Below are 22846 nucleotides of genomic sequence, written 5' to 3'. Positions count from 1 at the left end.
GCCGATGACCGACACCACGGTGCGGATCGACGGGAACACACTGCGGCTGCCGGGCGGTGCGGCGGTGCGGTTCGTGCGCACGCTGCGGCTGCCCGAGACGGGCACGCATCCGCTGCCGCCGGGGCTCGGCGAGTTTCCCGTCCGCCGGGTCTCCGACTTCCCGGACACCGTCCCGGAGCAGTGGCGGGCCCGGGGCGGGGTGATGCTGCCGGTGTACCTGCGCGAGGCGATGTGGCTGAGCTTCTCGGGCACGAAGGAGCCGGCCGCGTTGCAGGTCGGGGTGGGCAAGGTGTGCGCGGTCTCGGGCCGGCCGTGGAGCGACCGGCTCTCCCGCGATCCGCAGAACTACGTCGTGCTTCCGCGTCAGCCGTGGCTGGACGGCATCAACTCCGGGAAGGGCACGGTCCGCCAGTTCGTGGCGGTGCCGCTGGGGCTTGGCGCGACCGTCGAGGGGCAGGTCACGGGCGAGGAGGTCTGGGGCGGCGTACAACTGCAGTCGTTCCCGCTGAACGAGGGGCCGCTGGCCCGGTGGCGCGAGGAGGAGCGGCGCAGGGCGGAGCGGGCCAGGGCGATGCCGGGCAAGAGCTACGGAGCCGCGATGCCCATGGCGGCACCGGCGGCCCCTGCCGCGGCCCCCGCGGGCCGGCCGCGGGCCGCGGCCGCCATGGGACTGGGCGTGGGTGGATCGATGCGTCAGGAGGTCTACCGGGACGACCGTCCGCCGACGGACTGGGCCGAGCAGCCCGCGGGACGGGTGTTCGTGCACCTGGTGACGCCTCCCGAGTGGCGCCGTATCACCGGCGAGACTCCCCCGCCGTCGCCCGTGGACCGCGCCGCGTACACCCGCGCCGGGCTGCCCTGGTTCGACTACTACGACCAGGACGCCGAGGATCTCCCGGCCACGGACACGCTCCAGGACGTCAAGCCGGTCGGCGACTGGCTCGGGGACGACCACGAGCCCTGGCAGGAGCCCTCGCCGCCGCAGGTGCAGCCGCTGAAGGACGCGCCGGGGAAGCCCGTGGCGGACGGCGACTGGTAGGGCAACGACACGGCGGATGCGTTGCGCTGTGCGCAACGCATGATGCCGCTGTTGCACCTGACGGGTGATCCACGCGAAGGTGGCAGTCGCGACGGGACGAGCGACGACCTGAGGTGTGCGCATGGGCAGTGAGGGCTGGAGCAGGCGCCGATTCGTCGGCGCCCTGGCGGGGACGGGGGCCGCGGCCGTGCTGCCCGCGTGCGACGACGCGCCGCCGCCGACCGACCCGACGGCCACCGAGGCGAGTCCGAGCGCCGCCGAGCCGAGCACGAGCGCTGGGGCCGAGAGCCGTGCACCCTCCGGCCCCCGACCGCTCTACCTCGGTACCTACACCTCCGTGGAGGGCGGCGGCACGGGCATCGGTCTCGCCACCTACGACGCCACGAGCGGCCGTATCACCAAGACCGGCACGGTCGCCGGCGTCGGCGACCCGTCATACCTCGCTGTGCATCCGAACGGGCGCACGCTGTACGCGGTGAACGAGCGCGAGGCGGGTGCCGTAACCGCGGTGCGGCTGTCCGATCGCAAGGTTCTGGGGAGCCGGAGCACCGGTGGTGGGGGCCCCTGTCATCTGTCCGTGCATCCGGGCGGGCGCTGGCTGCTCAGCGCCAACTACACGTCCGGCAGCGTGGCCGTGCACCCGATCGACGCCTCGGGCGCACTCGGTGAGCGCGCCGACCTGGTCACCCACTCCAGTCCGGCGCCCGGTCCGGGTCAGGAGGGTCCGCACGCCCACCAGTTCCTGACGAGTCCCGACGGCGGCCATGTGCTCGCCGTCGACCTGGGCACGGACACCGTGTACAGCTACCGCCTGGACGAGCAGACCGGCCGGCTCGACGAGGTCGCGCAGGCCCACACCCGGCCGGGTGCCGGGCCGCGGCACCTCACCTTCCACCCCGGGGGGCGGTACGCGTATCTGGCCAACGAGGTCGACAACACGGTCGCGGTCTGCGCCTACGATCCGGACGGCGGCCGATTGACCGTCGGTGACGCCCAGTCGACGGGAACGGGGTCGGGTACCAGCTACCCGGCGCAGATCCTGGTGACGTCGAACGGCGCGTACGCCTATCTCGCCAACCGGGGCCACAACAGCCTCACGCGCTACGCGGTGGAGGCGAACGGCGCCCGGCTGCGGCTGATCGACACGGTTCCGGTGTCCGGCGACTTCCCGCGGCAGATCGCCTTCTCGCCGGACGGGACGCTGCTGTTCGCGGCGAACCAGAAGTCCGGCACGGTGAGCGTCTTCCACGTGGACGAGAAGAGCGGTGGACTGCGGCTCGCGGGCGAGCCGTTCGCGTCACCCGTCGCCGTCTGCGCGCTGCCGCTGTAGCGCCCGCGGACACGTGGTGGTGCCGGCCTGGGTGAGCAGGACGTGCATGCGCTCCGTGAGCTGGGAGACGTCGTCGGCGGGCCGGTGGAACGCCAGGCGTACGTCGCCGTGGGCCCGGGCCCGCTCGACGCGCAGCGTCAGTCCGTGCCGGTCGACCGCGAGGGGCTGGACACGGACCGCGCCGTGCAGGCTGTCGGAGTCGACGAGGCGGGTGAGCCGCTCGACCGCGTCGGCATGGCAGTCGGCGAGATGGGTGAGCAGCCGGGCCTCGGCCGTGGCCAGCGGGTCGGGTGCGGCGGCGGCGAACTCGTCGAGGTCGACGACCACCGCGCCGGAGGGCCGGCGCAGCACCACACGCGTGGCCCGGAACGCCAGGCGGCCGTCCTCCGGGACGAACCATCCGGCCATCCACAGCCGGGCCCGGATCCGGTTGCGCACCGGGACGGGCGCGACGTCGGCGAACTCCAGGACGGCGGACGGCTCCCCGCGGGGCGCGCAGATCGAGGCCGCGAGCAGGGTGCTGTCCTCGGGCACCTGCAGCAGCACCCGCCCGTCCTCGGTCACGGTGTGCGCGCCGACGAACTCCTCGCGTCCGCCCTCCGCGGTCACCGCGCAGGACCACGCGGCGGCGAGCACCGACCGGGCCCACTCCGCCCCGGAAGGTGCCGCCGTCCAGGTTTGGCTGTCACCCATCCCAAAACCTCCTTAGGTAAGCCTTGCCTAACCTATCGAAGATCGGAGCCGAAGCCAACCACGGGCGGCCACGGATTGCCGCCGGGGCGGATCAGAGGGTTCCGCTGCCACCTCAGGATCAGAGAACGCCCAGCAGCGCCCGGGCACACAGGTCGCGCACCTGTTCCCGGGAGAGGTCCGAGCCGCGGAGCCACTCCAGACTCACGGCGGTGATGAACCCCAGCCAGCCCCGGACGGCCAGGTGCAGTTCGGGCCGCGTCTGCGCGAGCGGGCCGAACTCGGGATCGGCGGCCAGGGCCGCGAGGATCTGCCGCTCCTGCGCGGCCAGCGCCCGCCGGTAGACCTTGCGCACGCTCTGGTCGCCCGACGCGTCGGCACGGTGGAAGGCTCGGTAACCGTGTGCGTGGGCCTGGACGTACTCGAGATACGTGTCGAGGCCGGCGGCGAGCTGCTCGCGCACCGGTACGCCGGGCACGGCAGCCGACATCCGCAGCATCCGCTCACTCTCGCGCTCGACGACCGCCGCGAAGAAGTCCCGCTTGGTCGGGAAGTAGTGGTACAGCAGCCCGCGCGAGACACCGGCGATCTCGGCGACCTGCTCGATCCACACCTCGTCGTACGGGCTCTCCGAGAACAGCCGCGCCCCCACCGACAGCAGCTGCTCCCGACGCTCCTCGGTGCTGAGCCGACGGCGTGCGCGTGCGCCCTGGTTCGCGGCCATGCCCGCACTTTACTTGACGTCGGTTCAACAGCGGGACCAGACTGAAAGGCGTTGTTGAACCGACGTACAACACGCTCGACCTGCCGCTGCATCAAGGGAGATGGGCCATGGCGGAGACGACGACAGAGGCCACGCTGCCCGCAGGCTTCCGCGGTGCGGAGCAGGGCTGGCCCGAGCTGCACCGCATCCCGCATCCCCCGCACCGCCTGCCCCTGCTCGGTGACGTGGTCGGCGTCGACCGGCGCACACCCCTCCAGGACACCCTCCGGTACGCCCGGCAGCTGGGGCCGATCTTCCGGCGCAAGGCCTTCGGCAGGGAGTTCGTGTTCACGTGGGGTGCCGACCTCGTGGCCGACCTGGCGGACGAGTCGCGGTTCGCCAAGCACGTGGGGCTCGGGGTCGCGAATCTGCGGCCGGTCGCCGGGGACGGGCTGTTCACGGCGTACAACCACGAGCCGAACTGGCAACTGGCGCACGACGTCCTGGCCCCGGGCTTCAACCGGGAGGCCATGGAGGGCTATCACTCGAAGATGCTGGCGGTGGCCGGGCGGCTCACCGACCACTGGGACCGCGAACTGGTGGCGGGCCGGGCGGTGGACGTGCCGGGCGACATGACGAAGCTGACCCTGGAGACGATCGCGCGGACCGGCTTCGGACACGACTTCGACTCCTTCGAACGGGACCGCCTGCACCCCTTCGTGACCGCGATGGTGGGCACGCTCACCTATGCGCAGCGGCTGAACACGGTGCCGTTCCCGCTGCTGCTGCGCCGGGCCGCGCGGCGCAACGAGGCCGACATCGCGTACCTCAACCGCACGGTCGACGATCTGGTCCAAGCCCGGCGCACGACAAGCGGGAGCGGGGACGGGGACCTGCTGGACCGGATGCTGGAGACGGCCCACCCCGAGACCGGGGAACGGCTGTCCGCGGAGAACGTCCGGCGTCAGGTCATCACCTTCCTGGTCGCAGGCCACGAGACCACCTCGGGCGCGCTGTCCTTCGCCCTGCACTACCTCGCCCGGAATCCGGACGTCGCCGCCCGGGCCCGCGCCGAGGTGGACCGGGTCTGGGGCGACACGGCGCCGCCCGGCTACGAGCAGGTGGCCAAGCTGCGATACGTCCGCCGGGTGCTGGACGAGACGCTGCGGCTGTGGCCGACGGCGCCCGCCTTCGCCCGGGAGGCCCTGCAGGACACGGTACTGGCGAAGACGCATCCGATGCGGCGGGGCGCGTGGACGCTGGTGATCACGCCGATGCTGCACCGCGACCGGGCGGTCTGGGGTGCCGACGCCGAACGGTTCGACCCGGACCGCTTCGAGGCGAAGGCCGTACGGTCGCGTCCCCCGCACACCTTCAAGCCGTTCGGGACGGGGGCTCGGGCGTGCATCGGGCGGCAGTTCGCGCTGCACGAGGCCACCCTGGTCCTCGGCCTGCTGCTGCGCCGCTACGAGCTGCGGCCCGACCCGGACTACCGGCTGCGGGTGACCGAGCGGCTCACGCTGATGCCGGAGGGTCTGCGGCTGCACCTGGAGCGACGGGCAGCCATCACCTCGGACTCGTCCGCCACGCCCGCCGAGACCGAGGCTCCCTCAGAGCTGCGCTGCCCAGTGCACGGGGCGGGCGACTGATCCCGGCAACCGGGTGCCCGCGCTGCCCCGGGCCGCGTTCAGCTGCGGCTGGGTGAGGAAGAAGGCGTCGGTCAGGTCCGCGTCAGTGAGGTCGGCGTCGCGCAGGTCGGCGCCGATCAGGTCCGCGCCGCGCAGGTCGGCGCCGGTGAGGTCGGCGGCGATGAGGTAGGCGCCGCGCAGGCTGGCGCCCCGCAGGTCGGCGCCCTTGAGTCGGGCGCCCATCAGGTCCGCGCCGCGGCGGTTCTTCTTCTTGCCGCCTGCGCCCGCCCGGACCAGCTCACTGGTCTTCAGCAGGAGCACGTTGATCTCCTGCCGGTGTGCGCCGACGTCCAACACGCCGAGTTCCTCGGGGGTCTGACGAGTCAGCGCCTCGGTCCGCTCCAGCGCCCGGCTGAGGTCGGCGTGGATCGGGCGGGCGGCCGGCAGGGTCAGTGCCTCGGTGAGGTACCAGAGCAGTTCGTGGAGTTGGCGGACGACCGGGAAGACGTCGACCATGCGCCGGACGTCGTCGCTCCGGGCCGTGCGCCCGCCCCGGCCGCCGAAGGTGATCTGCGAGACCTTCTGACCGGCGCCGAAGCAGTCGTAGACCGTGCAACCGGTGAAGCCCTTGGTCCGCAACTCGGCGTGGATACCGCAGCGGTGGTCGCCCCGGAGATTCGGGCAGGGCTTTCCGGCCGGCTTGTCGATGGCGAAGTCCGCCGACGCGGAGAAGGGCAGGGCGACGCAGCACAGGCCGAAGCACTGCTCGCAGTCGCCGCGCAGGCCGGTCCGGTCGGTTATGTGGTCGGGCATGCCCTCCAGCCTACTTTCCCGCAGGTCATGTCCCGGATTCGCGCCGGCCCGCCCCTGGGGGGCGCGGCTGGGGACCGGAAACTCACCGCTGAGTTTCCGGCCTTGTGGGGGTCCCCTCATCCAACCGAAAACAACCTCGGCTACCACAGAGGTAGGAGCCGACCGAGCCAGGAGCCGTACCCGGATCGAGGAGAGACGTCATGTGCAGCCACCAGCCCCCGTGCCCTTCCGCCACCGCCCCGGGCCACCACTGCGCCGTGATCGTGTCGGCCCACCCCGAACAGGGCTGGAGCCTGCTGTGCAACGGCACCATCGTCTTCGACGACACCGGTGAACTCCTTCCCGACGGAAGGATCGTGAGCCCGCACCGCATCCTCGGCATGCCGGCCCTGGCCGCCTGACTCAGCCGGTCGCGTCCGGCAGTTCGAGACCGGCGAGGCGTTCGGGGTCGGCCAGGATGTACATCGCGACGATGCGGCCGTCGACGACGGTGACGCCCATGACCGACTGCAGCTGTCCGTCGGGGGCGTTGAGCAGGCCGATCTCGCCGTTGACGAGGGCCAGTTGGGCGAGTGGGGCGAACTGCCGGAACATCAGCGCCTGTTCGGCCACCGCCTTCGCTCCGCTCACCAGCTTCGAGACGGCGGCACCGCCGACCAGCACCCCGGAGTCGACCCGCAGCACGATGTCGGGGTGGAGGACGGCGAGCAGCGCCTCGAAGTCCCCGGCACGGCTGGCGGCGAGGAAGGCGTCGACGACCTGACGCTGCCTGCCGAGATCGGGTTCGGCCGAGGGCGTGCCCCCCTGCACGCGGCGCCTTGCCCGGCTGGCCAGTTGGCGGGTCGCGGCGGAACTGCGCTCCAGGATCGACGCGATGTCGTCGAAGGGCACCGCGAACATGTCGTGCAGGACGAACGCGAGCCGCTCGGCGGGTTCCAGTGTCTCCAGGACCACCAGGAGGGCGAGACCGACCGAGTCGGCCCGCAGGACCTCCTGTTCCGGGTCGGTCACTGTCAGGGGCCGGATCACGGGATCGGGGACGAAGGTGTCGTCCAGGGGATCCTCGCGGCGCACGGTGCGTGAGCGCAGCAGGTCGAGGCAGATCCGGCCGACGACGGTGGTCAGCCAGCCGCCGAGGTTCTGGATCTCCCCGGCATCGGTGCGGCTCAGTTTCAGCCAGGTCTCCTGGACGGCGTCCTCCGCCTCGGCCAGCGAGCCGAGCATGCGGTAGGCCACTGCCCGCAGGTGCCCGCGGTGTTCTTCGAAGCGGTCCGCGAGCAGTTCTGTGTCGTTCATGTCGTCCCCCCAAGACGATCCCGGTGCCGAATGAAGGCGTGATGATCCAACCACGCCCGCTCCGGGCTGTGAACGTCCCGTTCTCAGTACCGGTGTGCCTTCGCGGCGGCCACCGCCACAGCAACGCCGGCCGACCGCGACCGGACGGGAGTGACGATGGGTCCGGGCATCCGAGCCTCCTGGCCGACGACTTGCACCTTGTGTCGGGATTTCGGCACAGCATGTCGGGATCACGGCGCATCCCGGATCACCTTCCGCGCTGATCCTGCGAGGGCTCGCGGCACGGGCAGCCTGACGCCGTGCAGTGCCCGCCCCCGACGGCCTACCGGCCGAAGACCTCGAAGGCGACCGCCGGCTTCCCGCCGAACCGCTCCCCGGTGGCCTCGGCGTTGCCCGTCAGGAAGCCCCGTACGTACGTCTCCGGGTCCTCGTCGGTCAACGCCTCGATGTAGGTGCGGTGTTCGAGCAGTGAGTGCACCGCGCGCTCCAGTCCCGGCGTCGCGTCCACGGCGTGGGTGGGCGTGCTGGAGCCGGCGACGGCGACCCAGCGCACGCCGTTCCAGGGTTCCAGGCCCTGCTCGACGAGTTCTGGGAAGATCCAGCGGTTGCCCGCGTCGCCCGCCGCGTCCAGCGTGGCCCGTCCCACCGCCACGTGGTCGGGGGTGTTCCAGGCGACGCCGCCCCAGGTGTCCCGGTGGTTGAGGGTGATCACCAGTTCGGGCCGGTGCCGGCGGATCGCGGCGGCGATGTCGCGGCGCAGGGCGGTGCCGTACTCGACGACCCCGTCCCGGTGGTCGAGGAACTCCACCACCGACACGCCCACCACGGCGGCACTGGCCCGCTGCTCCTGCTCCCGCAGCGGGCCGCACTCGGCAGGTGCCAGCGTGTCGATGCCGGCCTCGCCGCGGGTGGCGAGGACGTACGCCACCTCACGGCCGGCGTCGGTCCAGGCGGCGATCGCCGCGGAGCAGCCGTACTCGAGATCGTCCGGATGCGCCACGACCGCGAGCGCGCGCCGCCAGTCGTCGGGCATGGGCTGGAGCTGGGTGGTCTTCGGCTCGGTCATGGCCGCAGACTAGTCCGCGGCGCTGACATCTCAAGGCGGCGTCAGACCTCGTCGCGGGTCAGTGACAGCAGGCGGTCCAGCACGCGCGGGCCGCTCGCCCGTACGCCGTCGTGTTCGAACTCGTCGGTGACCCAGGTGCGCAGGCCGCGGATCGTCCGGGCGGTCTCCAGGGAGTGGGCCGTGTCGACGTACATGTCGTCGTGGTACACGGCCGCCGCGACCGGCACCTCGTTGGCGGTGAGGCGGGCGGGGTCGTAGAGAGGGGTCCAGTCGGTGCGGGCGGCGAGGAGTTCGGCGGTCTCGCGCAGGGGGCGCAGCGCCGGGTCGCAGTCGAACATCCAGGGATGGACCGACTCGCCGGTGAACAGCAGCGGTCCGTCGCCGGCGAGGGTCTTGGCGGCGTCGAACCGGGGGAACTCGGCACGGACGCGTTCGGCCGACCAGGCGGTGGGGCGGCGGTCCTGGCCGTAGATCGCCTCGTGGACGAGGGCGTACAGGGGGTGGCTCGCGTACGACAGGAGGGACTGGACCTCTTCCTGGAACGCGTCGGACAGGGCGGGCCCCTGCGGGGTGCGGACGAAGGCGTGTTCCAGGAGGAAGTGCAGGCGGTGGCTGCCCTCGCCGCCGCCGAGGAGGATGCCGAGGGACTGGAAGGCCTCGGCGGTGAGACGGTAGCCGTTCGGCAGGACCGGCTCGTGCCGCAGGACGTACTCGGCGATCTGCCGGGCGCGGTCGACGTCCTGCGGGTAGCGCTCGTAGTGCGCGGCGACCTTGCGTTCGATGCGCGGGTAGGCGGCCCGGTAGACGTCGTCGGCGTGGGCGTCGAGCGAGGGCAGGCCGCCGGTGACGACGGCGGCGCGCAGGCCCTCGGGGGCGGTGGAGAGGTAGTTCACCGTGCAGAAGCCGCCGAAGCTCTGGCCGAGGACGGTCCAGGGGGCACCGCCGGTGACGGCCGGGCGGATCGCCTCGCAGTCGCGGACGATCGAGTCGGCGCGGAAGCGGGTGAGGTAGTCGGCCTGTTCGACGGGGCCGCCGCGCAGCGGGAGCGTCTGGCGGTTGGCGGGGGTGGAGTGGCCGGTGCCGCGCTGGTCCAGGAGCAGGACGCGGTACTCCTTCAGGGCGCGGCCGAGCCAGGCCGGTTTGCCGACGAAGCGGTTCGCCCCGAAGCCGGGGCCGCCCTGGAGGTAGATCAGCCACGGCAGGTCCTGGCCCGCCTTGTCGCTCGCGACGACCTCGCGGGCGTAGAGCTCGATGGTCTCCCCCGCCGGGTCGTCGTGGTCGAGGGGCACGGTGAAGCGGCGGTCGGTGAGGACGACGCCGGGCTGGCGGTAGGTGAGGGACAACAGGGCTCCCGGGACGGACGGATTGCGGACCGCGTCCCAGTTCAGCACATGTTCCTCCGGCCACCGACCCCCGGGATCATGAAATCCTACTGACTGGGGGGTCAGCGGGCCGAGAGGCTGGAGCGGCGCACGACGAGTTCCGGCTGGAGGACGACCCGGCGGTGCTCGTGCCCCCGTGGCGAGGTCTCCTCCTCCGTCTCCTCCAGGAGGAGTTCGGCGGCCAGGGCGCCCATGGTGACGGCGGGCTGGCGGACCGAGGTGAGCGGGACGGCCGCCGCGGCGGCGAACTCGATGTCGTCGTAGCCGACGATCGCCAGCTCGTCGGGGACGCCGACGCCGGCCGCGTACATGGCCTGCAGGACGCCCAGGGCGAGCAGGTCGTTGGCGCAGAACACGGCGGTCGGGCGGTCACCGAGGCCGAGCAGGCGGGCGCCGGCGTCCCGGCCGGCGGCCACGTCGAGCCGCTCGGTGGGCAGTTCACGCAGGGCTTCGGGGCCGAGTCCGGCCTCGGCCAGTGCGTTGAGTGCGCCGGTACGGCGGTCACGGACCTGGTTGAGGCCGGGCGGACCGCTGACGTACGCGATGGAGCGGTGTCCGGCGTCCACGAGGTGGCGTACGGCGAGCGCGCCGCCCGCCACGTCGTCGACGGAGACCGAGCACTCGGTGGTGCCCTCGGCGACCCGGTCGACGAGGACGAAGGGGATGCCGTGGCGCCGGAACGACTCGATGTTGCGGCCGGTCGCGTCGGCCGGGGTCAGCAGGACCCCCCGCACCCGCTGTTCGGCGAAGAGCGAGAGGTAGTCGGCCTCCTCGCCCGGGTTCTGGGCGCTGTTGCAGACCATCACGCCCAGGCCGGCCTCCCGCGCGGCCCGTTCCGCACCGCGCGCGACGTCGACGAAGAAGGGGTTGCCCATGTCGAGGACGAGCAGGCCCATGATCCGGCTGCGGCCCGCGCGCAGCTGACGCGCGGACTCGCTGCGGACGTAACCGAGCCGGTCTATCGCGGACAGCACCCGCGCCCGGGTCTCGGTGGCGACCGTGTCCGGACGGTTGATGACGTTCGAGACGGTGCCGACGGAGACTCCGGCGGCACGGGCGACGTCCTTTATACCCACCGACTGGGCCATCGGGCGGGGACCTCCAGGGAGATGGGAAGCGGCGGGTGCGCGTTCACACTACCTTCGTGGTTCGCACGCACCCGCCACTGCCGCGTCGGTCACGGTTTCCCGGTCCCGACGGTACGGATCAGGCAGGCAGGCTGAAGTTGATCGAGCGAAGCGCCGAGGGCGTCGTACCGCTGGACTTCTCCTGGTACATGACCGACAGGAAGTGGTCCGCACCGATCCGTGACTCGTCGAACACGACCTCGCCGAAGGCGTTCAGGCCGGCGCCGACGCCGTCGTACAGCATCGTCCAGTCGGTGTACCCCGAGGCCGCGGAAGCGGCGGCGATCCGGAGGAAGGGGAAGAGCGCGTAGGCGTTGTCGTACTTGTCGAGGAACAGCTTGGTGCGCTGGCTGGAGTTCAGCGGCACCGGTATCTCGGTCTTCTGCCAGGCGCCGGAGGCGTTCTTGCGGACGTGGAAGGCACGGCCGTTGTTGGTGCGGTCGGTGACGTAGTTCGTCGTGCACTGCCCGAAACGGCCGGGGACGTAGCTGATTATGGCGTGGGGGCGTCCCGCCGAGTCGGTCCACTGGCTCTCCTGGTTCATCAGGGAGTGGTCCGGGTTCAGCGAGTCGATCACCAGCCCGCTGTCGGTGACGGCGACCTTGTCGGAGCTTCCGGTGGTGCCGACGACGGCGCCCGCGTTGTTGCGCCAGGTGCGACCGCGGTCGTCCGAGTAGACGTAGCCGGTGTCGTGGTTGGTGATGCCGCCGCTGTTGCACATCACGGCGCCGTTCTGCTCGCGCCAGGTGAAGAAGGAGTGCAGGCGGCCGTTCGCGTCGTAGTCGATGCCGTGCAGGTACATGTTGCGGGCCGTGCTCGAGCCGTGCTCGCTGGTGTAGGTGCCGGTGGAGCTGGACCACTCGCCGAGGTTGGTCCAGGACGTGCCGTCGTACTCGGCGATCGCGTTGCGGCCGTTGCCGGAGATGGCGACGCGGTAGCTCAGCTGGAGCTTGCCCTCGGGCGTCGAGACGAACTGCGGGTAGGTGAACTGCGAGGTGAGGGCGAGGCCGTCCAGGGTGGACTGGGGAGCGCCGAAGCGGCTCGTGGTCCAGCTCAGTCCGCCGGGGTTGTCCATGAGGCCGGCCACCGACTTGACGTAGGTGAAACCGTCGCTGTGGGAGTCCATGTTGAGGTGCAGTCGGCCGTCGACCTTGGAGATGCCCATGGAGATGACGTTGTGGGAGTCGTCGGTCTTGAGGGTGTGGCCGACCTTGACGGTGGACCAGGTGTTCGAACCGAACACGCGGCGGCCGACGACGGCGTTGCGGTCGGCGGTGTACCAGACGGCGTACTGGTAGCCCTTGTAGGTCAGCATCGCGTTCTTCTGGAACGAGTTGTTGTTGACCAGGCCGTTGTACGACACGAAGAACAGGGCCTGGGTGTCGAGCGTGGTGGTACCGGTCACGGTGACCGAAGGACCCGGGTCGGCGGCACGGGCGGTGGCTGCGCCGAGGACGGGTGTCACCACGGCGCCGGCGAGGGCGGCACCGAGCAGTGTGCGTCTGTTCATCTCGGGGGACTCCATTGTCGAACGAGGTGCGGATACGGGGAGGGGGTCTGGCGACGGGGAGGTGTAACACGGTCTCAGGCGAGGTGGAACACCTCGGTGAGGGGCTTCATGGCCTCGTCGGGCCGGGCGCCGTCGAGGGACTCGAAGAACGGCGCCATCTCCTTCTGCCAGCGGGCGTTGACCTCGGCGGCTTCCATGCCGGCCAGCGCGGCCTGGAAGTCCTCGGTCTCCAGGTAGCCGACGAGCAGGCCGTCGTCGCGCAGGAAGAGGGAGTAGTTGTGCCAGCCGGTGGCCGAGAGAGCTTCGAGCATCTCCGGCCACACGGCGGCGTGCCGCTCGCGGTACTCGTCGATCCGGTCCTGTCGGACTTTGAGCAGGAAACAGACGCGCTGCATGAGGTACCGCTCCTTAGCGGGGTGTTGAAGAGGACTGACGACTAGAAGTTGAACTGGTCGATGTTGTCCTTGGTGAAGACGGTCGGCTTGCCGAGGGAGATCACGCCGTCCTTGCCGATGGTGAACTCGCCCATGTCACCGGCGGTGAAGGTCTCGCCCTCCTGGCCGGTGATCTGGCCGGAGACCAGCGCCACCGAGGTACGGGCGGCCAGCTCGCCGAGCTTCGACGGGTCCCACAGCTCGAAGCCCTCGACGGTGCCGTTCTTGACGTACTTGCGCATGTCGTTCGGGGTGCCGAGGCCGGTCAGCTTGACCTTGCCCTTGTACTTGGAGCCCGACAGGTACTGGGCGGCCGCCTTGATGCCGACCGTGGTCGGGGAGATGATCCCCTTCAGGTTCGGGTACTCCTGGAGCAGGCCCTGGGTCTGCTGGAAGGACTTCTGGGCGTCGTCGTCACCGTAGGCGACCTTGACGAGCTTGATGTCCTTGTACTTCGGGTCCTTGAGCTCGTCCTTCATGAAGTCGATCCAGACGTTCTGGTTCGTCGCGGTCTGCGCGGCCGACAGGATCGCGATCTCGCCCTTGTAGCCGATCTGCTCGGCGAGCAGCTGGACCTCGGTGCGGCCCAGGTCCTCGGCGCTGGCCTGCGAGACGAAGGCGTTGCGGCACTCCGGCTTGGTGTCGGAGTCGTAGGTGACGACCTTGATGTCGTTGCTCATGGCCTGCTTGAGCGCGGTGCACAGGGCGCCCGGGTCCTGCGCGGAGACGGCCATCGCGTCGACCTGCTGCTGGGTGAGCGTGTTGACGTAGGAGACCTGGCCGGAGGTGTCGGTGGCGCTGGAGGGGCCGACCTCCTTGTAGCTGGAGCCCAGCTCCTTCAGGGCCGCCTCGCCGCCCTTGTCGGCGGAGGTGAAGTACGGGTTGTTGACCTGCTTGGGCAGGAAGCCGACGGTCAGGCCCTTCTTGAGGGCAGCGTTCGGGTCGGCCTTGCCCGCGGAGGCCGCGGAGGCGGTGCTCTCGCTCTTCACGTCCTCCTTGGTGGTACCGCCGCAGGCGGTGGTGGCCAGGGCGAGGGAGGTGACGGCGGCGAGGACCGCACAGGAGCGGCGGAGGGTCGACTTGCGCATGAGGGTTCCTTTGGTACTGAGGGACGGGCGGGTGAGGGTGTGCGAGGTCGGCGGTGGGGGGGCCAGCCGTTCAGGAGACTGGAGTGGGCGCCTTTGGCACCGGCGCTGAGGCAGCTCTGCGGCCGGCCCTCGCGACGGAGATCTGATGTGCGACCCGGGGGCCGAGCACGGAGAGGACGAGCAGGACGCCGGTGACGACGATCTGCGACTGGGCGGAGACGTCCGAGAGGCTCATCACGTTCTGCAGCGTGCCCAGCAGGAAGACTCCCGCGATCGCGCCGCCGAGCGTGCCCTTGCCGCCGTCGAAGTCGATGCCACCGAGCAACACGGCCGCGACGACCGAGAGTTCGAGTCCCGTCGCGTTGTCGAAGCGGGCACTGGCGTAGTGCAGGGCCCAGAAGATGCCGGTGAGGGAGGCCATCAGGCCGGTCACCGTGAACAGGAGCAGCTTCTGCCGCTTGACGCGGATGCCGGAGAAGCGCGCGGCTTCCTCGCTGGCGCCGATCGCGTAGAGGGAGCGCCCGAAGGGGGTGAGGTGCAGGGCGACCACGGCGATGACGAGCAGCACCAGGAAGGGGATGAAGGCCTGCGGGACGAAGCTCTCGCCGATCCGGCCGGCCGCGAAGTCCAGGTACTGCGTGGGGAAGTCGGTCACCGCGTCGGAGCCGAGCACGATCTGTGCGATGCCCCGGTAGGCGGCGAGGGTACCGATGGTGACGGCGAGGGAGGACAGGCCGAGCCGGGTGACCAGCAGGCCGTTGATCAGTCCGCAGACCACGCCGAGGAGCAGGCAGATCGGGATGATCACCTCGATGGTCATGCCCTGGTTCCACAGGGCGCCCATCACCGCGCCGGACAGACCGGCGGTGGAGGCGACCGACAGATCGATCTCGCCGGCGACCACGAGCAGCGTCATCGGGAGGGCGATCAGCGCGATCGGCAGGGTGTTGCCGATGAGGAAGGACAGGTTGAGCGCGTTCCCGAAGCCGTCGACGGTGGTGAAGGACAGCAGGAGCACGACGATCAGGAGCGCGCCGACGGCTGAATCCCACCTTTTCAAGGCGGACCTGCGAATCGCGCGCGACAGGGTGGAGTCAGCCATGGCGGGCGTTCCTCTTCTTCAGAGCGGCCGCCACCCGCAGCGCGACCACACGGTCCACGGCGATGGCGAGGATGAGCAGGATGCCGTTGATCGCGAGCACCCAGACCGAGCTGACGCCGAGGGCGGGCAGCACGCTGTTGATGGAGGTCAGCAGCAAGGCACCCAGGGCCGCCCCGTAGACGCTGCCGGATCCGCCGGTGAAGACGACGCCACCGACCACGACCGCACTGACGACGGTCAGTTCGTAGCCATTGCCCGTGCCGGAGTCGACGTTGCCGAACCGGGCCAGGTACAGCGCGCCCGCGAGTCCGGCGAGGGCGCCGCAGAAGGTGTACGCGACCAGGATCCGCTTGCGCACCGGGATACCGGCGAGACGGGCGGCCTCCGGGTTGGAGCCGAGCGCGTACAGCTCGCGGCCGCTGCCGAAGTGCTTCAGGTAGTACGCCGTCGCCACCAGCACCACCAGGGCGATCAGCGCCAGGTACGGCACCGCGGAGAGTCCGCCGGAGCCGAAGTCCACGAAGCCGTCGGGCAGGTCGGCCGCGGTGATCTGCCGCGAGCCGACCCAGATCGAGTCGATGCCCCGGATGATGTAGAGCGTGCCGAGGGTCACGACGAGCGCGGGCACCTGGCCGAGGCTCACGAGAAGGCCGTTGAGCAGGCCGAAGCCGATACCCAGCAGGACCGCCAGGACCACGGCCACGACCGCGTTCCCGCCGCCCTGGAGATACGTACCGGCGGCGAAGGCGCTGATGCCGAGGGTGGAGCCGACCGACAGGTCGACGTTCCGCGTGATCACTACCAGCGACTGACCGACGGCGACCAGCACCAGGATGGTCGCGTTGAGCAGCAGGTCCTTGATGCCCTGCTCGGTCAGGAACTCGCTGTTGCCCAACTGGGTGACGACGATCATCACCAGGAAGACGGCCAGGATGGCGAGTTCACGCATCTTGAAGACGCGGTCCACCAGCCGGGTGCCACTGGACTTGGGCACCTCGGTGACGGGGGTGTTCTGAGGGGTGGTCACCGTCATGCGGCGGCCCTCCCGGTGGCTGCGGCCATCACGGATTCCTCGGTGGCTTCGGAGCGAGGGATCTCGGCGGTGAGTCGGCCCTCGTGCATCACGAGCACGCGGTCGGCCATACCGAGGATCTCGGGCAGGTCGGAGGAGATCATCAGCACGGCCACCCCGTCTGCGGCGAGCTGGCTGAGGAGGCGGTGCACCTCGGCCTTCGTGCCGACGTCGATGCCCCGGGTGGGCTCGTCGACGATCAGCACCTTCGGGCCGGTGGCGAGCCACTTGGCGAGGACGACCTTCTGTTGGTTGCCGCCGGACAGGGTGTTGACGGTGTCGGCGATCCGGGCGTACTTCACCTGGAGCTTCACGGCCCAGTCGAGGGAGCGGCTGCGCTCGGCGCCGCGGTCGACGAGGCCGGCCTTCACCGTCGTGCGGAGTCCGGTGAGCCCGATGTTCCGCTCGATGGACATGTCCATCACCAGGCCCTGGGCGCGGCGGTCCTCGGGGACCAGGGCGAGCCCGGCGGACATGGCAGTGGAGGGGGCGCCGTTGGTGAGCGCCTTGCCGTCGATGTCGACCTCTCCCGCGTCCCAGCGGTCGATGCCGAAGACGGCCCGGGCGACCTCCGTACGGCCGGCTCCGACGAGGCCGGCCAGGCCGACGATCTCGCCGCGGCGGACGTCGAAGGAGACGTCCGTGAAGACGCCCTCGCGGGTCAACCGGCGTACGCTCAGCGCTACTTCGCCGGGCTCGACCTCCTGCTTGGGGTACAGCTCGTCGAGGTCACGGCCGACCATGCGGCGGACCAGGTCGTCCTCGGTCATCCCGTCGATCGGTTCGCTGGATATCAAGGCGCCGTCGCGCAGCGTGGTGACCCGCTGGCAGATCTGGAAGATCTCCTCCAGGCGGTGCGAGATGAAGAGGACGGCCGAGCCCTGCTCGCGCAGGGTACGGACGACGCCGAACAGGCGGGCCACCTCGCTGCCGGTGAGGGCGGCGGTCGGCTCGTCCATGATCAGAACGCGGGCGTCGAAGGAGAGCGCCTTGGCGATCTCGACGATCTGCTGGTCGGCGATGGACAGACCGCGGGCGGGGCGGTCGGGGTCGAGTTCGACGCCGAGCCGCTGCATCAGGGCCAGGGTCGCGGCGTGCGTGGCCTTGTGGTCGATCCGGCCGAGAGCGCGCCGCGGCTGGCGGCCCATGAAGATGTTCTCGGCGATCGACAGGTCGGGAAAGAGCGTGGGCTCCTGGTAGATCACGGCGATACCGGCGTCGCGGGCGTCGCCGGGTCCGTGGAAGAGGACGGGCTCGCCATCGAGCAGCACCTGGCCGGCGTCCGGTCGGTGCACCCCGGCGAGCGTCTTGATGAGGGTGGACTTGCCCGCGCCGTTCTCACCGGCGAGGGCATGTACCTCGCCGGCAAACAGCTCCAGGGAAACGTCCCGCAGTGCGCGCACCGCTCCGAAGGACTTCGAAACGTCCTTGAGCGACAGCACCGGGGCCAAACCCGCGTCGGACGGGTGGGTCATGGGGGCTCCTCGACAACGCCGGCGGAGGCCGTCACAGCGTCATGAAAGGTTTCAACTCGGTTGCCGGGACGTTAGGCATGCAGCCCATGTCACGTCAATGGGTTCGTGTCGAAAACATTTCGATGCAGGTAGGTCACGGCGTGGTCACGAGCAAAAGGCTGGGTCACAGGGCTTGACACCCCTCCGGGGGACTCATAACTTCGCCTCTTGAATCGTTTCATCCTGAAGCCCTTTCAGAAGACATTCCGCCCCGACGTCACAGGAGCCCCGAAGTGACCGAACTCGCCGCCGTGAAGGCCGCTCTCAAGACCCAGGCAGTCGAGACGCCGTCGTGGGCGTACGGGAACTCGGGGACGCGTTTCAAGGTGTTCGCGCAGCCCGGTGTCCCCCGCGATCCATGGGAGAAGCTCGCGGACGCGGCGAAGGTCCACGAGTTCACGGGTGTGGCACCGACGGTCGCCCTGCACATCCCGTGGGACAAGGTCGACGACTACGCAGCACTGGCGAAGTACGCCGAGGAACGCGGCGTGAAGCTGGGCGCGATCAACTCGAACACGTTCCAGGACGACGCCTACAAGCTGGGCAGCATCTGTCACGCGGATGCGGCGGTGCGGCGGAAGGCCGTCGATCACCTGCTGGAGTGCGTCGACATCATGGACGCGACCGGCTCGCATGATCTGAAACTGTGGTTCGCGGACGGGACGAACTACCCCGGGCAGGACGACATCCGGGAGCGGCAGGACCGGCTCGCGGAAGGGCTGGCCGAGGTGTACCGGCGGCTCGGCGACGACCAGCGGATGCTGCTGGAGTACAAGTTCTTCGAGCCCGCCTTCTACACCACGGATGTGCCGGACTGGGGGACGGCCTACGCCCACTGCCTGAAGCTGGGTGAGAAGGCGCAGGTCGTGGTGGACACCGGGCATCACGCGCCCGGCACCAACATCGAGTTCATCGTCGCCACGCTGCTGCGGGAGGGGAAGCTCGGCGGGTTCGACTTCAACTCGCGGTTCTACGCGGACGACGACCTGATGGTGGGGGCCGCGGATCCCTTCCAGCTGTTCCGGATCATGTACGAGGTGATCCGGGGTGGCGGGTACTCCCCCGACGTGGCGTTCATGCTCGACCAGTGCCACAACATCGAGGCGAAGATCCCGGCGATCATCCGGTCCGTGATGAATGTCCAGGAGGCCACGGCGAAGGCTCTGCTCGTGGACCGGGAGGCGCTGGATGTGGCGCAGCGGTCGGGGGACGTGCTGGAGGCGAACGCGGTGATCATGGACGCGTACAACACGGACGTGCGCCCGCTGCTTCGTGAGGTGCGGGAGGAGATGGGGTTGGACGCCGATCCGATCGCCGCGTATCGGCGGTCCGGGTGGGCCGCGAAGATCGTGGCGGAGCGGGTGGGTGGTCAGCAGGCCGGCTGGGGGGCGTGATCGCCGATTCTCATCTGCCCGTACCACTCGTTGCAGGCTGCCGGCCGTACGTGGCTGGTCGCGCAGTTCCCCGCGCCCCCCAAGGGGCGCTGTCCGAACCCTCGTTTCAAGAAGGACTGAAGAGACATGGCACCCCACCCCGAAGCCGCCGCCCTCCTCGCTCGTTCCCATCGACTCGGCGCCGATCCCCGTAACACCAACTACGCCGGCGGCAACACGTCCGCCAAGGGCACCGACACCGACCCCGTCACCGGCGGGGACATCGAGCTGATGTGGGTGAAGGGGTCCGGTGGTGACCTCGGGACACTCACCGAGGGCGGGCTGGCCGTGCTGCGGCTGGACCGGCTGCGCGCGCTGACCGGTGTGTATCCGGGCGTCGAGCGCGAGGACGAGATGGTCGCCGCGTTCGACTACTGCCTGCACGGGAAGGGCGGTGCGGCTCCGTCCATCGACACCGCCATGCACGGGCTCGTCGAGGCCGCGCACGTCGACCATCTGCACCCCGACTCCGGGATCGCGCTGGCCTGCGCCGCGGACGGGGAGAAGCTGACCGCCGAGTGCTTCGGCGACACCGTGGTGTGGGTGCCGTGGCGGCGGCCCGGTTTCCAGCTGGGGCTGGACATCGCGGCGGTGAAGGAGGCCAACCCGCAGGCGATCGGCTGTGTCCTCGGTGGGCACGGGATCACGGCGTGGGGTGACACGTCCGAGGAGTGCGAGCGCAACTCGCTGCACATCATCCGGACCGCGGAGGCGTTCCTCGCCGAGCGGGGGAAGCCCCAGCCGTTCGGTCCGGCGCTCGAAGGGTACGAGGCGCTGCCCGAGGGCGAGCGGAAGGAGCGGGCCGCGGCGCTCGCGCCGTACGTCCGTGCCGTCGCCTCCCAGGACAGGCCGCAGGTCGGACACTTCACCGACGCCGACGTCGTCCTCGACTTCCTGTCCGCCGCCGAGCACCCGCGGCTCGCCGCGCTCGGCACCTCCTGCCCCGACCACTTCCTGCGGACCAAGGTCCGGCCGCTGGTCCTCGACCTGCCGCCGACGGCTCCCCTCGACGAGGCGATCGCCCGGCTGAAGGAGCTGCACGCCGAGTACCGCGAGGAGTACGCCGCCTACTACCAGCGGCACGCCGAGCCCGACTCCCCCGCGATGCGCGGCGCCGACCCGGCGATCGTGCTGGTGCCGGGCGTGGGCATGTTCTCCTTCGGCAAGGACAAGCAGACCGCCCGCGTGGCCGGCGAGTTCTACGTCAACGCGATCAACGTGATGCGCGGGGCCGAGGCGGTCTCGACGTACGCGCCGATCGAGGAGTCGGAGAAGTTCCGCATCGAGTACTGGGCCCTCGAGGAGGCCAAGCTCCAGCGGATGCCGAAGCCCAAGCCGCTCGCGACGCGCATCGCGCTCGTCACGGGCGCCGGGAGCGGGATCGGTAAGGCGATCGCCGAGCGGCTGGTCGCCGAGGGCGCGTGTGTGGTGATCGCGGACCTCGACGCCGAGAACGCTTCTCAGGTCGCCCAGGAGCTGGGCGGGCCCGACAAGGCCGTCGCCGTGACCGTCGACGTGACGTCCGAGGAGCAGATCGCCGAGGCATTCAAGGCGGCGGCGCTCGCCTTCGGCGGGGTCGACCTGGTGGTCAACAACGCCGGGATCTCCATCTCCAAGCCGCTGCTGGAGACGTCGGCGAAGGACTGGGACCTCCAGCACGACATCATGGCCCGCGGCTCCTTCCTCGTCTCGCGCGAGGCGGCCCGGGTGATGATCGCGCAGGAGCTGGGGGGCGACATCGTCTACATCGCCTCGAAGAACGCCGTGTTCGCCGGCCCCAACAACATCGCCTACTCCGCGACCAAGGCCGACCAGGCCCATCAGGTACGGCTGCTGGCCGCCGAGCTGGGCGAGCACGGCATCCGCGTCAACGGGATCAACCCGGACGGGGTGGTACGCGGCTCGGGCATCTTCGCGGGTGGCTGGGGTGCGCAGCGGGCGGCCGTGTACGGCGTCTCGGAGGAGAAGCTGGGCGAGTTCTACGCCCAGCGGACCATCCTCAAGCGCGAGGTACTGCCCGACCACGTCGCCAACGCGGTCTTCGCACTGACCGGCGGGGAGCTGACGCACACCACCGGGCTGCACGTCCCGGTCGACGCCGGCGTCGCGGCCGCCTTCCTGCGATGAACGCGCACGTGAAGTCGTACGCCGCGGTCGACCTCGGCGCGTCCAGCGGACGTGTCATGGTCGGCCGCGTCGGCCCCGACAGCCTGGAGCTGACCGAGGCGCACCGCTTCCCCAACCGGCCGGTCCGGGTGCCCGAAGGGCTGCGCTGGGACATCCTCGGGCTGTACCGGGGCGTCCTCGACGGACTGCGGGCGGCCGGCCGGGTCGACTCCGTCGGCATCGACAGCTGGGCCGTGGACCACGGCCTCCTCGACGCCGACGGGGCGCTGCTCGGCAACCCCGTGCACTACCGGGACGCGCGGACCGAGGGCGTCGCGGAGAAGGTGTGGGCGACCGTGCCCGCCGAGGAGCTGTACGCGGCGACCGGCTTGCAGTACGCGCCCTTCAACACCCTCTACCAGTTGGTCGCGGCCCGCTCCTCCGGCCAACTGGCGCACGCGAGGCGGCTGTTGCTCGTCCCCGACCTGCTGACCTACTGGCTCACGGGCGAGCAGGGCACCGAGCTGACCAACGCGTCGACCACCCAGCTGATCGATCCCCGCACGCGCGAGTGGTCGCACGACGTCGCCTCCCGGCTCGGCATCGATCTCGGGCTGTTCGCGCCGCTGCGGCAGCCCGGCGATGCGGCGGGCGTGCTGCGTCCCCAGGTGCTGGAGGAGGTCGGGCTGAGCGGTCCGGTGCCGGTGACGGCGGTCGGGTCGCACGACACCGCGTCCGCGGTGGCGGCCGTCCCGGCGGGCGGCGAGCGGTTCGCGTACATCTGCACCGGCACCTGGTCCCTCGCGGGCCTGGAGCTGGACGCGCCGGTACTGACCGAGGAGAGCCGGGCCGCCAACTTCACCAACGAGCTGGGCCTGGACGGCACGGTCCGCTACCTGCGCAACATCATGGGGCTGTGGCTGCTCCAGGAGTGCGTACGGGGCTGGGGCGACCCCGATCTGGGAGCGCTGCTCCTCGACGCGGCCAAGGTGCCGGCGCTGCGGTCGGTGGTGGACGCGGGTGACGCCGCGTTCCTGGCGCCGGGCCGGATGCCGGAGCGGATCGCCGAGGCGTGCCGTGTCTCGGGGCAGCCGGTGCCCGAGTCGCCCGCCGAGATCACGCGCTGCATCCTCGACTCCCTCGCCCTGGCTCATCGCCGGGCCGTCGAGGACGCGCAGCGGCTGGCCGACCACCCGGTCGACGTGGTGTACGTCGTCGGCGGCGGCACCCGCAACGCGCTGCTGTGCCAGCTGACCGCCGACGCCTGCGGACTGCCGGTCGTCGCGGGCCCGACGGAGGCCGCGGCTCTGGGGAACGTCCTGGTGCAGGCCCGGGCCCACGGCCTCGTCGGCGACCTGGCGGGAATGCGCGGACTGCTCGTCCGTACGCAGCCGCTGACGCGGTACGAGCCGCGGGGCGACACCGCCCGGTGGCGCGAGGCGCAGGCCCGGCTCGCCGTGGGGTGACCGGGACTCCCCCCGGGCTGCGGGCCCGGACTACCCTTCACTCATCC

General features: G+C 70.7%; 20 protein-coding genes. 7 read left to right on the top strand and 13 right to left on the bottom strand.

Going from position 1 to position 22846, the window contains the following annotated elements; translation table 11 throughout:
• Positions 1-4: 4 nt before the first annotated feature.
• Together ADK57_RS26525 and ADK57_RS26520 are read left to right on the top strand one after the other, a co-directional pair.
• Positions 5-1039, top strand: coding sequence for a hypothetical protein (locus tag ADK57_RS26525; protein WP_053752092.1), 1035 nt, complete (start codon positions 5-7; stop codon positions 1037-1039).
• A gap of 121 nt (positions 1040-1160) precedes the next feature.
• The gene (locus ADK57_RS26520; protein ID WP_053752091.1) at positions 1161-2369 is read left to right on the top strand and encodes a lactonase family protein; all 1209 of its coding nucleotides are present in this window, start codon (positions 1161-1163) and stop codon (positions 2367-2369) included.
• Here ADK57_RS26520 and ADK57_RS26515 read toward each other — a convergent pair.
• Complete coding sequence (locus ADK57_RS26515; protein WP_053752090.1) at positions 2337-3062, bottom strand: DUF2470 domain-containing protein; 726 nt, start codon at positions 3060-3062, stop codon at positions 2337-2339. The genes ADK57_RS26520 and ADK57_RS26515 overlap by 33 nt on opposite strands.
• A gap of 118 nt (positions 3063-3180) precedes the next feature.
• Entirely contained in the window at positions 3181-3783 is a 603-nt protein-coding gene (locus tag ADK57_RS26510; RefSeq protein ID WP_053752089.1) for a TetR/AcrR family transcriptional regulator, read from the bottom strand.
• Between the two features lie 107 nt (positions 3784-3890).
• On the opposite strand from ADK57_RS26510, the gene ADK57_RS26505 reads away from it, so the two are divergent.
• The gene (locus ADK57_RS26505) at positions 3891-5411 is read left to right on the top strand and encodes a cytochrome P450 (RefSeq protein ID WP_053752088.1); all 1521 of its coding nucleotides are present in this window, start codon (positions 3891-3893) and stop codon (positions 5409-5411) included.
• Here the strand turns inward: ADK57_RS26505 and ADK57_RS26500 are convergent.
• Entirely contained in the window at positions 5373-6203 is an 831-nt protein-coding gene (locus ADK57_RS26500) for a pentapeptide repeat-containing protein (RefSeq protein WP_053752087.1), read from the bottom strand. The two genes, ADK57_RS26505 and ADK57_RS26500, sit on opposite strands and share 39 nt — an antisense overlap.
• 200 nt (positions 6204-6403) lie before the next feature.
• Between ADK57_RS26500 and ADK57_RS26495 the strand changes: the two genes are divergently transcribed.
• The gene (locus ADK57_RS26495) at positions 6404-6604 is read left to right on the top strand and encodes a DUF5999 family protein (protein WP_053752086.1); all 201 of its coding nucleotides are present in this window, start codon (positions 6404-6406) and stop codon (positions 6602-6604) included.
• A gap of 1 nt (position 6605) precedes the next feature.
• On the opposite strand, the gene sigJ is transcribed toward ADK57_RS26495, so the two are convergent.
• The 10 genes from sigJ to ADK57_RS26445 form a co-directional block, all read right to left on the bottom strand.
• Entirely contained in the window at positions 6606-7499 is an 894-nt protein-coding gene (sigJ, locus tag ADK57_RS26490) for an RNA polymerase sigma factor SigJ (RefSeq protein ID WP_053752085.1), read from the bottom strand.
• Positions 7500-7821: 322 nt separating this feature from the next.
• Complete coding sequence (locus tag ADK57_RS26485; protein ID WP_053752084.1) at positions 7822-8565, bottom strand: PIG-L deacetylase family protein; 744 nt, start codon at positions 8563-8565, stop codon at positions 7822-7824.
• 41 nt (positions 8566-8606) lie between these two features.
• Positions 8607-9908: an alpha/beta fold hydrolase gene (locus ADK57_RS26480; RefSeq protein WP_053752200.1), complete on the bottom strand. Its 1302-nt coding sequence runs from the start codon at positions 9906-9908 to the stop codon at positions 8607-8609.
• 101 nt (positions 9909-10009) lie between these two features.
• Positions 10010-11035: a LacI family DNA-binding transcriptional regulator gene (locus ADK57_RS26475; protein WP_053752083.1), complete on the bottom strand. Its 1026-nt coding sequence runs from the start codon at positions 11033-11035 to the stop codon at positions 10010-10012.
• A 118-nt stretch (positions 11036-11153) separates the two neighbouring features.
• Complete coding sequence (locus ADK57_RS26470; RefSeq protein ID WP_053752082.1) at positions 11154-12584, bottom strand: BNR repeat-containing protein; 1431 nt, start codon at positions 12582-12584, stop codon at positions 11154-11156.
• Between the two features lie 74 nt (positions 12585-12658).
• The gene (locus ADK57_RS26465) at positions 12659-12979 is read right to left on the bottom strand and encodes an L-rhamnose mutarotase (protein ID WP_030043960.1); all 321 of its coding nucleotides are present in this window, start codon (positions 12977-12979) and stop codon (positions 12659-12661) included.
• Positions 12980-13020: 41 nt separating this feature from the next.
• Entirely contained in the window at positions 13021-14106 is a 1086-nt protein-coding gene (rhaS, locus tag ADK57_RS26460) for a rhamnose ABC transporter substrate-binding protein (RefSeq protein WP_053752081.1), read from the bottom strand.
• Between the two features lie 70 nt (positions 14107-14176).
• The gene (locus tag ADK57_RS26455) at positions 14177-15208 is read right to left on the bottom strand and encodes an ABC transporter permease (protein WP_053752080.1); all 1032 of its coding nucleotides are present in this window, start codon (positions 15206-15208) and stop codon (positions 14177-14179) included.
• Positions 15201-16241, bottom strand: a complete 1041-nt coding sequence (locus tag ADK57_RS26450) for an ABC transporter permease (RefSeq protein WP_053752079.1) — start codon at positions 16239-16241, stop codon at positions 15201-15203. Before ADK57_RS26450 ends, ADK57_RS26455 begins: the two co-directional genes overlap by 8 nt.
• On the bottom strand, positions 16238-17755 hold the full coding sequence (locus ADK57_RS26445) for a sugar ABC transporter ATP-binding protein (RefSeq protein ID WP_053752078.1): 1518 nt from the start codon (positions 17753-17755) through the stop codon (positions 16238-16240). The genes ADK57_RS26450 and ADK57_RS26445 overlap by 4 nt, the downstream gene beginning before the upstream one ends.
• A 272-nt stretch (positions 17756-18027) precedes the next feature.
• Between ADK57_RS26445 and rhaI the strand changes: the two genes are divergently transcribed.
• From rhaI to ADK57_RS26430, 3 genes are all read left to right on the top strand, one after another.
• The gene (gene rhaI / locus ADK57_RS26440) at positions 18028-19188 is read left to right on the top strand and encodes an L-rhamnose isomerase (RefSeq protein ID WP_053752077.1); all 1161 of its coding nucleotides are present in this window, start codon (positions 18028-18030) and stop codon (positions 19186-19188) included.
• 126 nt (positions 19189-19314) lie between these two features.
• Positions 19315-21354 carry a bifunctional rhamnulose-1-phosphate aldolase/short-chain dehydrogenase gene (locus ADK57_RS26435; RefSeq protein WP_053752076.1) on the top strand — a complete coding sequence of 680 codons (2040 nt, stop codon included), beginning with the start codon at positions 19315-19317 and terminating at the stop codon, positions 21352-21354.
• Positions 21351-22799, top strand: a complete 1449-nt coding sequence (locus ADK57_RS26430; RefSeq protein WP_053752075.1) for a rhamnulokinase — start codon at positions 21351-21353, stop codon at positions 22797-22799. Before ADK57_RS26435 ends, ADK57_RS26430 begins: the two co-directional genes overlap by 4 nt.
• Positions 22800-22846: the final 47 nt, after the last annotated feature.

Origin of the sequence: Streptomyces sp. MMG1533 (assembly GCF_001279775.1) — a bacterium.
Taxonomy (GTDB): Bacteria; Actinomycetota; Actinomycetes; order Streptomycetales; family Streptomycetaceae; genus Streptomyces.
Note: the sequence above shows the minus strand (reverse complement) of the source record. Positions and strands in the feature narration are given on the sequence as shown.